At 53.8% G+C, this 13,723-nt stretch carries 11 protein-coding genes and 1 pseudogene; 5 read left to right on the forward strand and 7 right to left on the reverse strand.

What is annotated here, in order from left to right:
* Positions 1-18: 18 nt before the first annotated feature.
* The 6 genes from pcrA to FMM01_RS06515 all read right to left on the reverse strand — a co-directional run bounded on the left by pcrA (position 19) and on the right by FMM01_RS06515 (position 7,831).
* Positions 19-2,313 carry a DNA helicase PcrA gene (gene pcrA / locus FMM01_RS06490; protein ID WP_150391964.1) on the reverse strand — a complete coding sequence of 765 codons (2,295 nt, stop codon included), beginning with the start codon at positions 2,311-2,313 and terminating at the stop codon, positions 19-21.
* Between the two features lie 327 nt (positions 2,314-2,640).
* Complete coding sequence (gene purB / locus FMM01_RS06495) at positions 2,641-3,939, reverse strand: adenylosuccinate lyase (RefSeq protein WP_150391965.1); 1,299 nt, start codon at positions 3,937-3,939, stop codon at positions 2,641-2,643.
* Positions 3,932-5,089: an ATP-grasp domain-containing protein gene (locus FMM01_RS06500; RefSeq protein ID WP_051225355.1), complete on the reverse strand. Its 1,158-nt coding sequence runs from the start codon at positions 5,087-5,089 to the stop codon at positions 3,932-3,934. Before FMM01_RS06500 ends, purB begins: the two co-directional genes overlap by 8 nt.
* Complete coding sequence (locus FMM01_RS06505) at positions 5,086-6,444, reverse strand: nucleobase:cation symporter-2 family protein (RefSeq protein WP_150391966.1); 1,359 nt, start codon at positions 6,442-6,444, stop codon at positions 5,086-5,088. The genes FMM01_RS06500 and FMM01_RS06505 overlap by 4 nt, the downstream gene beginning before the upstream one ends.
* Positions 6,428-7,030, reverse strand: coding sequence for a xanthine phosphoribosyltransferase (locus FMM01_RS06510; RefSeq protein WP_063516160.1), 603 nt, complete (start codon positions 7,028-7,030; stop codon positions 6,428-6,430). Before FMM01_RS06510 ends, FMM01_RS06505 begins: the two co-directional genes overlap by 17 nt.
* Positions 7,031-7,141: 111 nt before the next feature.
* Positions 7,142-7,831 carry a glycoside hydrolase family 73 protein gene (locus FMM01_RS06515; RefSeq protein WP_223850009.1) on the reverse strand — a complete coding sequence of 230 codons (690 nt, stop codon included), beginning with the start codon at positions 7,829-7,831 and terminating at the stop codon, positions 7,142-7,144.
* A 144-nt stretch (positions 7,832-7,975) separates the two neighbouring features.
* On the opposite strand from FMM01_RS06515, the gene FMM01_RS06520 reads away from it, so the two are divergent.
* From FMM01_RS06520 to FMM01_RS06540, 5 genes and pseudogenes are all read left to right on the forward strand, one after another.
* Positions 7,976-8,965, forward strand: a complete 990-nt coding sequence (locus FMM01_RS06520; RefSeq protein WP_150391967.1) for a Gfo/Idh/MocA family protein — start codon at positions 7,976-7,978, stop codon at positions 8,963-8,965.
* 80 nt (positions 8,966-9,045) lie between these two features.
* A complete protein-coding gene (locus FMM01_RS06525; protein ID WP_027827606.1) occupies positions 9,046-9,240 on the forward strand; it encodes a hypothetical protein in 195 nt (64 codons plus the stop codon).
* A complete protein-coding gene (gene tnpB, locus FMM01_RS06530; protein ID WP_150391429.1) occupies positions 9,215-9,574 on the forward strand; it encodes an IS66 family insertion sequence element accessory protein TnpB in 360 nt (119 codons plus the stop codon). The genes FMM01_RS06525 and tnpB overlap by 26 nt, the downstream gene beginning before the upstream one ends.
* A 98-nt stretch (positions 9,575-9,672) precedes the next feature.
* The gene (gene tnpC / locus FMM01_RS06535; RefSeq protein ID WP_150391428.1) at positions 9,673-11,229 is read left to right on the forward strand and encodes an IS66 family transposase; all 1,557 of its coding nucleotides are present in this window, start codon (positions 9,673-9,675) and stop codon (positions 11,227-11,229) included.
* Positions 11,230-11,467: 238 nt separating this feature from the next.
* Positions 11,468-12,901, forward strand: a pseudogene (locus FMM01_RS06540) (MFS transporter).
* A gap of 45 nt (positions 12,902-12,946) precedes the next feature.
* Here the strand turns inward: FMM01_RS06540 and FMM01_RS06545 are convergent.
* The gene (locus FMM01_RS06545; RefSeq protein ID WP_190973473.1) at positions 12,947-13,705 is read right to left on the reverse strand and encodes a GNAT family N-acetyltransferase; all 759 of its coding nucleotides are present in this window, start codon (positions 13,703-13,705) and stop codon (positions 12,947-12,949) included.
* Between the last annotated feature and the right edge of the window lie 18 nt (positions 13,706-13,723).

Genomic DNA, 13,723 nt, shown 5'->3' on the forward strand with positions numbered 1-13,723 from the left:
GACGATACTCCTCTCCGATCAGTCTTTTTCTACTTTTTGAATGGGGGCAAAGGCCACCAGTAATTTCTTGATCCCGACATCCGGGAAGGCAATAGTTAATGTTAAATCATCCTGCTTGCCAGCGACAGCGACTATGGTGCCGATACCCCAGGCCTTATGACTGACCTTGTCGCCCACTGCCCAATTGCGCACTTGAGCGGCAGGGGTCTGCTGCTGGCTGGCGACTTTCGTGACCTTGAATTGGCCCTTGTCCCGATGGCCGCTATAAGTGTAGGACGAGGCACCATAGGTCGCCGCCTGAGCGCGTTCATCCCGGCGCCGGGCAAAGGGCAGCTCGGTGTCGCTCTTGGGCGCCGGGCTTTCCTGCAAAATGTTGTCGCTCTTGATCAGTTCCGCCGGAATCTCGGTGATAAACCGAGACGGCGGATTGCTGCTGGTTCGGCCATAAAGCATCCGAGAATAGGCATTGGTCAAATACAACTGCTTCTGGGCGCGGGTGATTCCCACGTAAGCAAGCCGCCGTTCCTCTTCCAGCTCATTCTCATCCATGGCCGCTCGGCTCAGCGGGAAAAGATTTTCTTCCATACCGATCATGAAAACTACCGGAAATTCCAACCCCTTCGCCGCGTGCAGCGTCATCAAGGTAACCTGGGTCTCTTCTTCCGCAATATCGTCTTGATCTGACAGCAGCGCCACGTTGGCCGCGAAGTCCGTCAGCATATCACTATCCTCAGACTCCGGTTGATAATTATTGTCGAACTCGCTGGTGACGGAAATAAATTCCTGCAAGTTTTCCAGTCGACTCTGGGCCTCATCGGTGTGCCCTGCTTCCAATTCTTTAGTATACCCGGAATCGTCCAAAATGCCTTGGGCGATCTGAGTCACCGTCGCCTCGCCCTTCATGGCTGCCAGTTTATCCATAAATTGCGTGAACTGTTCGATGCCATGCACTGCCCGGCCGCCAATCGGCGTCAACTGTACCGAGTGGGCCGCTTCCAGCATCGTCATATCATGTTCGTCGGCAAATTGGCGCAACTTATCCACTGAACCAGCACCCACGCCGCGCTTGGGCACGTTAATGATCCGCGTCAAACTCATATCATCTGCCGGATTCACGAGTAAGCGGATATAGGCCAGGACATTCCGGATTTCTTTCCGGTCATAGAACCGATTGCCGCCCACGATCTTATAGGGAATGTTGGATTGCAGCAAGGTTTCTTCCAGCACCCGGGATTGGGCGTTGGTCCGGTAGAGCACAGCAAAATCGCCATAGTGATAGTGGCTAGAGTCCATCAGTTCCTGAATCTTTCGAATGACAAAGTAGGCCTCGTCTTTTTCGCTTTGGCCGCGATAATACTCGATTGGTTCGCCGGTGTTGTTTTCAGTCCACAATTCCTTGGGCCGGCGATTCGTATTATTGCCGATGACCGCGTTGGCTGCCTGCAAAATGGTCTTCGTGGACCGATAATTCTGTTCCAGGAGGATCGTTTTGGCATCGGGATAGTCTTTCTCGAAATCTAGGATATTCTCCATGTTGGCGCCCCGCCAGCCATAAATACTCTGATCGGCATCGCCGACAACACATAGGTTGCGGTATTTGGCAGCCAGCAAAGCCACCAGCTGATACTGGGCTTCGTTAGTATCCTGGTATTCATCCACGTGGATATATTGGAATTTATCCTGGTAATAGGCAAGTACATTCGGATTCAGTTTGAACAGCCGAATCGTCTGCATGATCAGATCATCAAAATCCATGGCCTGATTGAGGTGGAGCTGCTGCTGATAGTTTTTATAGATCCGTGCGGCGACCTTTTCAAAAGGCGATACCGCACTCTTTTCATAATCTTGGGGATTGACCAGATTGTTTTTGGCATTCGAAATCGCCCCAAGCAGGGCCTTGGGGTCGTATTGCTTGGGGTCGATATTAGCTTCCCGCAATAGTCGTTTGACCATCGTCAGCTGTTCCCCGCTGTCAGCGATGGTGAAGGAACGAGAATAGCCGATGGCATCGGCTTCCCGGCGGAGGATACGGACACACAGGGCGTGGAAGGTCGAAACCCACACCGAATTTTCTTCTTCGCCCAGGAGGCGGGCAATCCGTTCTTTCATTTCTTTGGCTGCTTTATTGGTAAACGTGATGGCCAGAATATGCCACGGTTTGACATCCTTATTTTTGATCAGGTAGGCCACCCGGTGGGTGAGGACCCGGGTCTTGCCAGAGCCGGCCCCGGCCATGATCAGTACAGGTCCTTCCGTGAGCTGCACGGCCTCTGTTTGTTTGTCATTTAATTTTGCCAGTAAATCTTGGGCCATGAAATTTAAGTCTCCTATTCTGCGTGTCTGTTTCTAAGTTTGTGTCGATGAGTTAACGAAGGCTGGGCCCAAAAGTCATTCTAGCGTACCGAGTGCCAATGCGCAGCAATCGGAGGTTGATGGGGCTCAGTGGTGGAAACCACACGGCGGCTTTGAGACCGCGGTTTTTGCGGGCTCAAAGCGCCGTCACCACTAGCTGACGCACTAACTGCGTGTCGCCAGCCCCAATCAGCCGGAGATTGCGGAGCATTGGCACGACAGTATACGAGAATTCTGACTTTTGTCCCAGCCCAGCCAATCTTAAATGTCAATTATACGTCAGCTAAATCAATCGTCCAAACCCAACCGGGCAAAGATGTCGTCCACATGGCGCAGGTGCCAGTGGTAATCAAAGGCGGCATCCAGATCTTTCTTGCTGAGCCGTTCGGTGATCTTCGGATCGGCTTCCAGCAAGCCGCGGAAGGAGCGCTGCTCGTCCCAAGCTTGGGCAGTCTTGGGTTGGACGAGGTCGTAAGCGGCCTCGCGGCTCATGCCGGTTTCGATCAAGGCCAGCAGAACACGTTGGGAATAGATCAGCCCGTGGGTAATACTCATGTCGGCTTTCATCTTTTCCGGGAAGACGGTCAAAGTCTCCGTGATCTTGGCAAAGCGGTGAAGAATATAGTCCAACGCTTCGGTGGTATCCGGTAAAATAATTCGTTCAGCGGAAGAGTGGGAAATATCCCGCTCATGCCATAACGGCACATCCTCTAGGGCGGTCAGTGCATGGCCGCGAATAACCCGAGCCAGCCCAGTGACATTTTCAGAACCAATGGGATTGCGCTTGTGGGGCATGGCTGAAGACCCCTTCTGTCCCGCGGCGAAGAATTCTTCAACCTCGCGCACTTCAGTCCGCTGCAAGTGGCGGATTTCCAAGGCAAACCGCTCGATGGACGTGGCAATAATCGCCATCACGCCAACGTATTCGGCGTGCAGATCCCGGGGCAGGACTTGGGTGGAAATGTCCTGCGCACGCAAGCCGAGATTCTTCGTAACGTATTCCTCCACCGCCGGCGGCGTATTAGCAAAGGTGCCGACTGCACCGGAGATCTTACCAGCCTCGACCCCTGCCGCGGCATGGTCGAAACGCTCGATATCCCGCTGGATTTCGGCGTACCAGTTGGCTAGTACCAGACCGAACGTCGTGGGTTCGGCGTGTACCCCATGGGTCCGGCCAATCATGACGGTATACTTATATTCTTTGGCTTTAGCCGCCACGACATCCCGCAAATGACGCAGGTCGGCCTTAATGATCTCGTTAGCCTGTTTCATCAGATAGCCATAAGCCGTGTCCACGACATCCGTAGAGGTTAGGCCATAGTGGACCCATTTCTTTTCCGGGCCAAGGCTTTCGGACACTGTGCGCGTGAAGGCCACCACGTCGTGCCGGGTGATTTCTTCTAAGCGGGCAACTTCTTTGGCGTCAACTCGGGCATTCTTGGCCACTGCATCAGCCTCTGCCTGGGGAATTTCGCCCAGCTTGGCCCACGCCTGCACGGCCAGAATCTCCACTTTCAACCAGGCGGCATACTTGTTATCTTCGGTCCAGATTTGACCCATTTCGGGGCGTACGTAACGATCAATCATCAGTAGTCGGCTTCTCCTTATCTTGAATGTGCCAGATGCCCAAAGCTTCCACTCGGGCAATTACATTTTCCAACTCCCAGGCGGTAAAGGACGCGAAGCCCACCGGGGCATCCGGCGCCAGATCACCGCGCTGGGGATAAAAGCTGAAGTGCGTGTTTGGCTGCGTACGGATCAATTCAATGGCCTTCGCCAAGGTGTTGGGCGATATGGTCACCGTGACACCGGCCCGATCCAACTTGGGTTCTGGGATCGACCAGTCGCAGACCGCCCGTAAATGCAATTCATAGGGCGAATATCCTGTCGTATATTCCAAAACATTGGCGCTGCCCCGGGGACCTGGAAATAAGCGGGCGACATAGAGCACGCCCGCCGCGGTGAGAAAATAGGTCACGCCAAAGACGCCCACGTAATGTACTTTGTCCCCCAGCAAGCGGGCAATTCGACGAATCTCGTGGTTGGTCGCCGCATCGATGCGGGCTGGCATAATGGAAGCCTGCAATTGATGGGCAGGGCTGTACATGTTTTCAATCGTCGGATACACAGTCACTGCACCGTCTGCAGTTTTGACCGCCAACACGGATAATTCCCGGGCTTTGGGTACCCAAGATTCTAGGATCGCGGTGGCACCATCAAAGTAATCGGCCGCCGCCTCCAAATCATTCTCGTTGTACAGAATACGCTGTTTCTTAGGACCCAAACCCTTTTGGGTCGGCTTCAACACCGCCGGGTACCCGATGGATTCAATTTCCCGCCGAACATCATCCAAATTGACCACCATTGCGTAAGGGGCGGTATTCAGATTCTGATCTTCAAAGAAAACCTTCTCCATATAGCGATCCTGGGTAATGCTGAGAATATCAATGCCCTGAGGCAGGCGATCATGATCGCTGATCCCTTTGAGCAGATCAGTGTTGATGTTTTCATCTGCATAAACGATCACCTGACTCATATCGGCCAAGTCGGAAAAAGGCAGCGGATTAGACAAATCGCCAAATAGTGCAAAGTCAGCCGCGGCCAAGGCCGGATCGTTCGCGGTGGCGGTGAGCACTGCGGGGTGCAGCCCCATCTGCCGCGCTGCCAGCGTCAAGGTGTAACTGTCAATGCCGCCCCCAATGATGCCAATGGTTTGGTTTGGCGCAATAAAGCTCATGCGTTTCCATGTCCTTTCCCATCATCCGCATCTTCATTTAAGCCGGCGGTCTCCGCCAGTTCAGGATGTCGTTGATGCTGAAAAATCGTGTTCAGAAGAACGGACGAAATCGTCGCGATGACGATCCCATTGCCTAAGAGTAATTGTAACGTCTTCGGCAGCGCTTGGAAAATTGTCGGTGTAACGGTCACACCCAGGCCTAATCCGATGGAAACAGCGGCGACCAGCAAGTTGTGATCTTGGGTAAAATCAACCTGCTGCAGCATTCGAACCCCCTGCATGGCCACCATCCCAAACATGACGATCATCGCGCCGCCCAGGACCGGCGCGGGAATAATTGTCGCCAGAGCGCCAACCTTAGGCAGCAGTCCCAGCAGGATCAGGAAACCGGCCGCCCAATAGATCGGCCGTTTGGTCTTAATCCCCGACAGCTGAACCAGGCCAACGTTTTGAGAAAAGGCGGTATACGGGAAGGTGTTGAACAAACCACCGAGAATAATGGCCAAACCCTCGGCCCGGTATCCCTTCTTCAAGTCATCAGCTTGAATCTTACGTTCCGTAATGTCCCCCAGTGCAAAGTATACGCCGGTGGATTCCACCATGGAGACTAACGACACCAGGATCATCGTCAGGATGGACGACCACTCAAAATGCGGTGTTTCAAAGTAATTGAATTGCGGGAAATGGAACCAGTCCGCAGTGAGCACTGGCGTCAACGACACCATGCCCAGCGCACCGGCCACCAAGGTGCCCACGACGAGCCCAACCAGCACCGCAATGCTGTGCAGAAAGCCCTTGGCCCAGACGTTGATCGCCAGAATGATCAAGGCCGTGAGAAAGCCCAGGGTAAGGTTTTTCGCGTCACCAAAGGTCTTGGCACTGAGATCACCGCCGCCCAGGTTTTGGAAGGCCACGGGAATCAGAGACAAACCGATAACGGTAATCACGGTTCCTGTGACCAGTGGCGGGAACAGGCGCTTGAGTTTGGCAAATGCCCCGGCAATCAAAAACACGAACAAGCCGGCGGCAATTATTGAGCCGTACATAGTCCCGATGGTGAAGCGCTGGCCAATCAGTTTCAACGGTTCCACCGCCTGAATGGCACAGCCGAGAATGACCGGCAGACCAATACCGAAAAAGCGGTTGGCATGCACTTGCAGCAGCGTTGCCACGCCGCACATGAAGATATCGATTGAGACCAAATAGGTCATCTGCTTGGCCGAAAAGCCCATGGCCGAGCCGATCAGTAACGGAACGAGAACTGAGCCGGAATACATCGCCAACAAATGCTGGATGCCAAGCACAGCGGCTTGGGGTTGAGATACTTCAACGATGTCGTTAGGCTTCTGCGCCATCGGGATTCTCCTGTTCTTCTGTGAAGACCACTTGACCGTCCTTGAATTCTTTGATCCGGGCGAGTGAATAAACTGGAATGTCCCGCTTATCCAACAACTGGCGGCCCTTTTGGAACGTCTTTTCAATGACAATGCCCACGCCGAGCAGCTGCGCGCCGGCTTGGTTAATGATATCGATCAACCCTTCCACAGCCTGACCATTCGCTAAGAAATCATCAATGATCAAGACCTTATCATCAGCGCTCAAAAATTTGCGGGCAATGGCGATATGGTTGCTCACCTTTTTCGTGTAAGAATACACGACCGACGTGAACATATCTTCCTTGAGTGTCACCGACTTATGCTTGCGGGCAAAAACCACTGGAACCTTGAAGGCATAACCGGTGAATACCGCCGGGGCGATCCCTGAGGATTCCACGGTGAGAATCTTGGTGACTGGCTGGTCGGCGAAATGGCGCTGAAATTCTTTGCCAACCTCAGCCATCAATTCTGGATCCACCTGATGGTTTAAAAAACTGTCGACTTTCAGTACATCGCCAGGGAGTACCTGACCATCTTCGCGAATCCTTTGTTCCAACAACTTCATTATATTGTATCCTCCATTCAGTGATTATGCCGCAAAAGCGAACAATTATTGAAAAATAGTGTTTTAAATTAACTTATACATTACCACAAAGTGCCCTATAAATACCACCGGTCAGCGGCTGCTAGCGCCCGCCTGACTGGTTTGACCGGCCGCCGCCGGATCATATTTGGTCAACCCATAAGTGGCAATGATTTCAATCAGCTTACTGGCATAATCTGGATCAGTGGCATACCCGTCTGCCTGCAGCGCCTTGGCCTGAGTCTTGTAATCCTGAGCAGCCAGGACCCGTTGGTACTGCTGCGCATTCCAGGTCGTGCCCCGGGTAAACAGCTGGGCATGATCGGTGATCGACTGGGCATAGGATGCATAGACCCGAAAGCGCGCCTTGATCGTCTGCCATTCACCGTTGACGTACTCCTGTGTCGTCATTTCCTTGGTGTTGGCGGGATTGGTGCCTTTGACGCCAAAAAGATTGTTATATTCGGCAGAAAGCGAACTTTCACCCCAGTCTGATTCAAGGATGGCTTGAGCAATCGTAATGCTTGGAAAAATCTTATATTGACTGTAAAGTGACTGCGCAGTGGGCGCCACTTTCGCAATGAAGGCCTGTTTGCGCCGCGCCTCAGCAGCCTTCGCCGCGGAGGCCTGGGCAGCCTGCTCTTCATCAGTATGGTGTACATACCACATCGCGCCGCCAACGGTCACCCCGCCCACGAGCAGCAGGGCGAGTAACGTATAAACGATGATCGCTGAAACCGTATTGTGGTGCCCATAACTTTTGCGCCGTCTGCCTTTGGCCAATTGAATACCTCGCTTTCCTGACTGCTTTAATTGTACCAAGGATCACCTTGAATGTGTTTCCCTTGGCCGATGCTTTTGTTACGATAGGGACAGGTATCAGTGTACCCGAAGAATATTGCATTTTCTTTAAAGGAGAGCAAATTAATGACAAACAATTTGAATGTGGCGATCCTCGGGCTCGGCGGAATCGCCCATGCCTTTGCCCAGGATGCTGCTAATGTGGCCGGAACGACCCTGTACGGGGCCGCTTCGCGCGCACTGCCCAAAGCCCAGGAATTCGCTGATCAGTATCACATCCCGCATGCTTATGGCAGCTACGAAGACGCCATTGCCGATGCGGATGTGGATGCTGTCTACATCGCGACGCCCCACCGCTTCCATTTTTCAGAAATCATGGCGGCGCTGCGTGCCGGCAAACATGTTCTGTCCGAAAAAGCGATCGTGATGAGCAGTCACGAGTTGCGCCAAGTATCGGCCCTGGCTAAGAAACAGAATAAAGTTGTGATGGAAGCCCAAACGATTTACCACATGCCGCTGTATGCCCAGTTGCGGGCGATGCAACAGGCCGACGTCTTTGGCGATATCCGGGTGATCGATGTGATGTTTGGCTCCAATAACTCGAATACCGATCCCAATTCCCGGCTATTGGATCCGCAATTGGCCGGCGGGGCCTTACTCGATATCGGCGTCTATGCGCTAAGTGCAGCGCGGATGTTCCAGCCGGACGCTCCTCAGCTGTTGAATACCACCATGAAAATGGGCCCAACCAGCGTTGATGATCGGTCTGTGGCCAGCTTCACCAATAATTACGGTATTCTGACCAACGTATCCTTGAGTTTCTACGGCCGCCTGCCTAAGCAAATCAGTGTGGCCACCACCAAGGGCATGCTGACGATCATGGATTATCCCCGGGCCCAGGCAGCCGTGTTCACAGATATCAACCGAAAAGCCACTACGATCACCGCTGGGGAAACTAACAAGGCAATGGCCTATGAATTAGCCGATTTCGCGGAGGCCTGCCAAAACCCCAGCGCCCACCGGGATGATTGGCGATGGACGACGGAAGTCATGGACGCGATGACCGTGATGCGCCGGTCATGGGGCTATCTGTATCCATTTGAAGATAATTCGTAAGCGGTCGTTGACATAGGTATCGTGACCCGGTGCAGGCCTCCTTGTAAACTTGGTTTATCAAGTAAACAAGGAGGCCTTTCATGGTTCAAATCAAAGATATCGTGCCGATCCAGGTGACCGACCGGTCGCCGAAGCCGCTGGTCAAACCGCAGGTTGCGGCACGAGTGAAGCTCAAGGACGCCGAGGTCGTGTTTTACACCGGTGTTGACCGGGCAATTCTGCACGTGGTGCTCCAGGAGTTGACAGGCAATGTTCCCCAATATCCAAGAGCTTAACATCTATATCATTTGCGGAAAAACGGACCTGCGCAAAGGAATCGACGGTTTGGCCGCTTCCTTGCGGGAGCTGTACGGCGAAGACGAAGTGCCTTATGATCACTCGCTGTTCTTATTCTGCGGCAGTCAGCGCGATCGGTTCAAGGCTCTGTACTGGGACCGCAGTGGGTTTGTTCTTTACTACAAACGGTACGAGAACGGCCACCTGCAGTGGCCGCGAACGCGCTCTGAGGTGCAGCATCTCAGTCATTACCAGCTGAAGCGATTGATTACTGGTCTAAGTATTCAAGAACGGAGTACCATTCATGATTTCAAGCCAGGATATACCAACTAATTGAGGAGGAGAAGCCATGATTTATTGGCATCTCCTCTTTCCTTCGCCGTATAAAACATGATATAATCCATTTATTATATTTATTGGAGGAACACCGATTGGTAGACACAAAAGATGCAGTGCGATTGGTGGACGCTTCGCCAGAACAATTACGCACCGCACTGCAGAATTCGATAAATGAAAATCAGGACCTCCGGGAACAGATCGCCGTCTTGAAGCGCATGTTGTTCGGTCGGCGCCGGGAATCAAGCGATAACCTGCCGCATGGCCAGACGAACCTGTTCAATGAGCACATCATCACCGGTGAAGAACAAAGCATCATCGACAAGCTCACCGGTGATGACCGCAAGGTCGCCAAGAAGAAGCTCAAGAAAGCGACACGGACCAAGAGCACCGACTTGAACAAGCTGCCGCTGGACGAGCAGGATTGCCTGCTCGAAGGTGAGGAGCGCAAGTGCCCGGTCTGTGGTGAAGAGATGCAGGATATCGGCCGGTCGAAAGTACGCGAAGAAGCAACCTTGATTCCGGCACAGCTCCTGCACACAATCGTCTATCGGCACACCTACGCGTGTCCTAACGGCTGCTTGAATCAGCGCGGCAACCAGTTCCTTAAGAAGTCCGATGTGCCTCGCCCAGCCATACCGCATAGTCCAGCTTCTTCAAGCGTCTTGACCGAATCCATCATGGCTAAGTTTGCCTACAAGATTCCGGACAACCGGCAAGAACGCTTGTGGCACAGTCGCGGGGTCGATTTCACCCGGCAATCAATTGCCAACTGGCACATCAAGGCGTCAGAAGGCTACCTGGAGTCCCTATACAAGCTGATGCACCGAGATCTGCTGACTCAAGACGTTATCCATGCGGACGAAACGCCCTACCGGGTGTTGGATCTAAAGAAGGCGCAGACCTATTACTGGGTCTACACGTCCAGCAAGCACAGCGCCCACCAGATCGTCATGTATGAGCACGGTAATAGCCGCGGTTACGAGGAAGCTGCCCGGTTCCTGGCCGGCTACGAAGGCTACCTGCAAAGTGATGCCTACGCCGTTTACCCTAATTTGCTTGGGGTCACCAATGTCTTCTGCTGGGCTCACGTGCGTCGTAAGTTTGACGAAGCCGTGACCGCCGGAGACAAGGGGCTGGCCCCAACGGGCCGCCAGTATTGCAATGATCTCTTCCAATGGGAAAAGAAATGGCAAGACTTGTCGGCTGATGAACGTCAAACCCAGCGCGAACAACGACTCAAACCTGTCATGGATGCGTTCTTCGCTTGGCTGGTCTCGTTGGACGGCAGCTATCTGCCAAAATCCAAGGTGGGCAAAGCCATCACCTATGCGTTGAAGCATGAGGCTGGCTTGCGGGCAGTCCTGTTGGACGGCCGACTTGAACTATCGAACAACCGGGCCGAACGCGCCGTCAAAGAACTGGTCATCGGTCGTAAAAATTGGCTGTTTTCGCAGAGCAAACGCGGCGCGACGGCTGCGGGGGTCATTCTTAGTCTGCTCACGACAGCACGGGCTAATCACCTCGATCCGAGTAAATATTTCAACTATCTATTCGACACAGTGCCTAATTTGCCGGCTCCCGGCGACATGGTCGCCTTGCAGGACTATTTGCCGTGGGCGCCGAAGGTGCAGGCGTTCTGTCACGAATAACAGCGGGTAAAGCAATGGTGCAATCTTCATGATAGAGGATTGCACCATTTTTGTCTTCACACCTATTTCAACGACCGCTTACGATAATTCTGCGTTTCAACAATAATTGAATGTCCTGGCACCGCCAAAAGTCAGACTGTGGTCTGGCTTTTTTGCATGGCGGCCGGTAAGCAACTTGCATGCTTTTTCTGAATTTCCGGTCCATGATGATGGCAATTTACAGGGGGGATGATTTCTCATGCAGCAAACGACAACTCAGTCCACGGTGGACCCGCACCGCTGGGCAGTGATCATTATCTTAGGAATCTTCGCGTTCATGTCGAACTTGGACTCATCGATCGTCAATATTGCCATCCCCGTCATGACCCGGGACCTGCATGTACCAGCGAGTCAAATGGAATGGATCGTCTCCCTCTACCTCATTGTATTGAGTGCCCTGCTTCTGCTGTTCGGCAAGCTGGGCGATCTGTGGGGCAAGGAGAAGATCTTCAAACTCGGGACGTTCGTCTTTGTTTTGGGCTCCGCCATGTCCGGAACGCCGCTAGGCTTTAATTTCCTGCTATTGGGCCGGTTCGTCCAAGCAGTCGGCGGGGCCATGACCTTGGCGAACACTTACGGCATCGTCACCGCTGAATTTCCCATCAAGGAACGAGGCCGGGCGATGGGTACCGTTGGGACATTTGTCGCCCTGGGCGCCGTCGCCGGTCCCGGCCTAGGCGGTTTGATTCTCGCCGTGAGCAGCTGGCCGTATATTTTCTGGATCAATATTCCAATTGGCGTGATTGCCCTGATTTTCGCCTTGCGTCTCATGCATGCCGGCCCGGCACCGGTGAAAGGCGGCGTGGACTGGGGCGGCTTCCTGACCCAAGCCGTAGCGATCGGCGCGGGTTTCTGGGGCTTGAATATGAGCCAGCAAATGGGCTTCACTCCGCTGATTTGGGGCTTGCTCGGGATTGCCATCGTTGCGCTGATCGGCTTCTTTATCGTTGAAAATCGCGTGCACTAACCGCTCCTGCCGCTGCGGATCTTCAAAAACGCCCTGTTCTCCGGCGGCGTTGGCGCGGTCTACTTGGTGTTTGTCGTCCAATTCTTCATGACCGTCTTAATGCCCTTCTATCTTGAAGATACCCTGCGTTTGCCCGCGGGCATGGCCGGCGCGCTGCTGACACTGTATCCATTGACCATGGTGTTCTTCGCGCCTTTGGGCGGTTATCTGGCCGACCGGATGAACATTGCACTGGTCGGTTTGATTGGTGCTGCGTTGATCGGTTTGGCCGACGTCCTGTATCTTTTCCTGCCGCTAAGCGGCGGCATCGTACTTTATGGGGTGGCTACCGTGCTGCTGGGCATGGGAACCGGATTGTTCCAGTCACCATTGGGCGATATCGTCATGTCAGTGGTGCCGAAAACAGATTTAGGAATCACCGGGAGCTTCAATGTGCTGGCGCGAAACCTGGGCATGGTGACCGGCACTGCTGCGTCCACCAGTATCCTCTTCGGGGTGATGTCTGCCCATTTGGGAAAGCGGGTCACCACTTATCCCGCTGGTCAGGACAGCGTCTTCCTCAGTGCCTTGCACACCGCCTTTGGTATTGCTGTGGTGGTAGCCGTATTGGCAGTCCTGGTGCTGGCCTGGATGATGCCGAAAATCAAAAAGGCTGACTTGAAATAGTCAGCCGGATAACGACTGCTCGTTGCCAGTCTCGCTGATAACGGGCTATTTATTTCCCCGGAAATAATTGGCCGGTACCACATACACCGGATAGGCGCGGCGCCAATACCGCCAAAGCGCAGCTAAATCAGTATCCGCCGCCAGCGGCTGAGGATTCAAGAGGGCCGCCCATTGGTTGAGCGCAAAATCAAAGGCCGCGCCGACGAACGTCAATGTTTGGGCCTGCTTCACCGGCGCGAGCGACCACCCCATCGTGCCATCACCCGTTGCCACCGGCCAGGGCGCCAGCGGCTGAGTGACCGCCAGCGGTTGCCAAATAGCGGCAGTTGTGGGCACAACCCAGTGCGGCAAAGGCTTCAATAACCGCTTAAAGACGATCATGTTCTGCAATGGTCCCCATTGATCCTCGATTGGCGCTGCATATTGGCTGAAGAAAAAAGGGCGGATATGATCTGGGCGAAAGCCGTTCTTAAGATAGAAACGAAGCTGCGCCGGTCCTGTATCGCCAGTGCCCACGGTCAGTGTCCACCAGCCGCGGCGGGCATAAGCGGCGATGAGGGCCTGCAAAAAGGCACTGCCCGTCCCCTGCTGTTGGTACGCCGGGGCGACAGCGATCGCCATCAGCTCCCCCTCGTAAGGATTCACGACCCGTACGGCGGCCGCGCCGACGGTTGTATTGGCCACCGTCCACAGCCAGCGTTCTGTTTGCTCAATATAGCGCGCCAGCATTGCCTCATCTTCATCAGCTAACAAAAACAAGTCCTTGTACTGGTGCCAATCGCCAGTCATCCGCTCCAGTCCCATGATCTGCTTCCTTTCCAC

Source organism: Schleiferilactobacillus harbinensis (assembly GCF_008694105.1).
Classification (GTDB): Bacteria; Bacillota; Bacilli; order Lactobacillales; family Lactobacillaceae; genus Schleiferilactobacillus; species Schleiferilactobacillus harbinensis.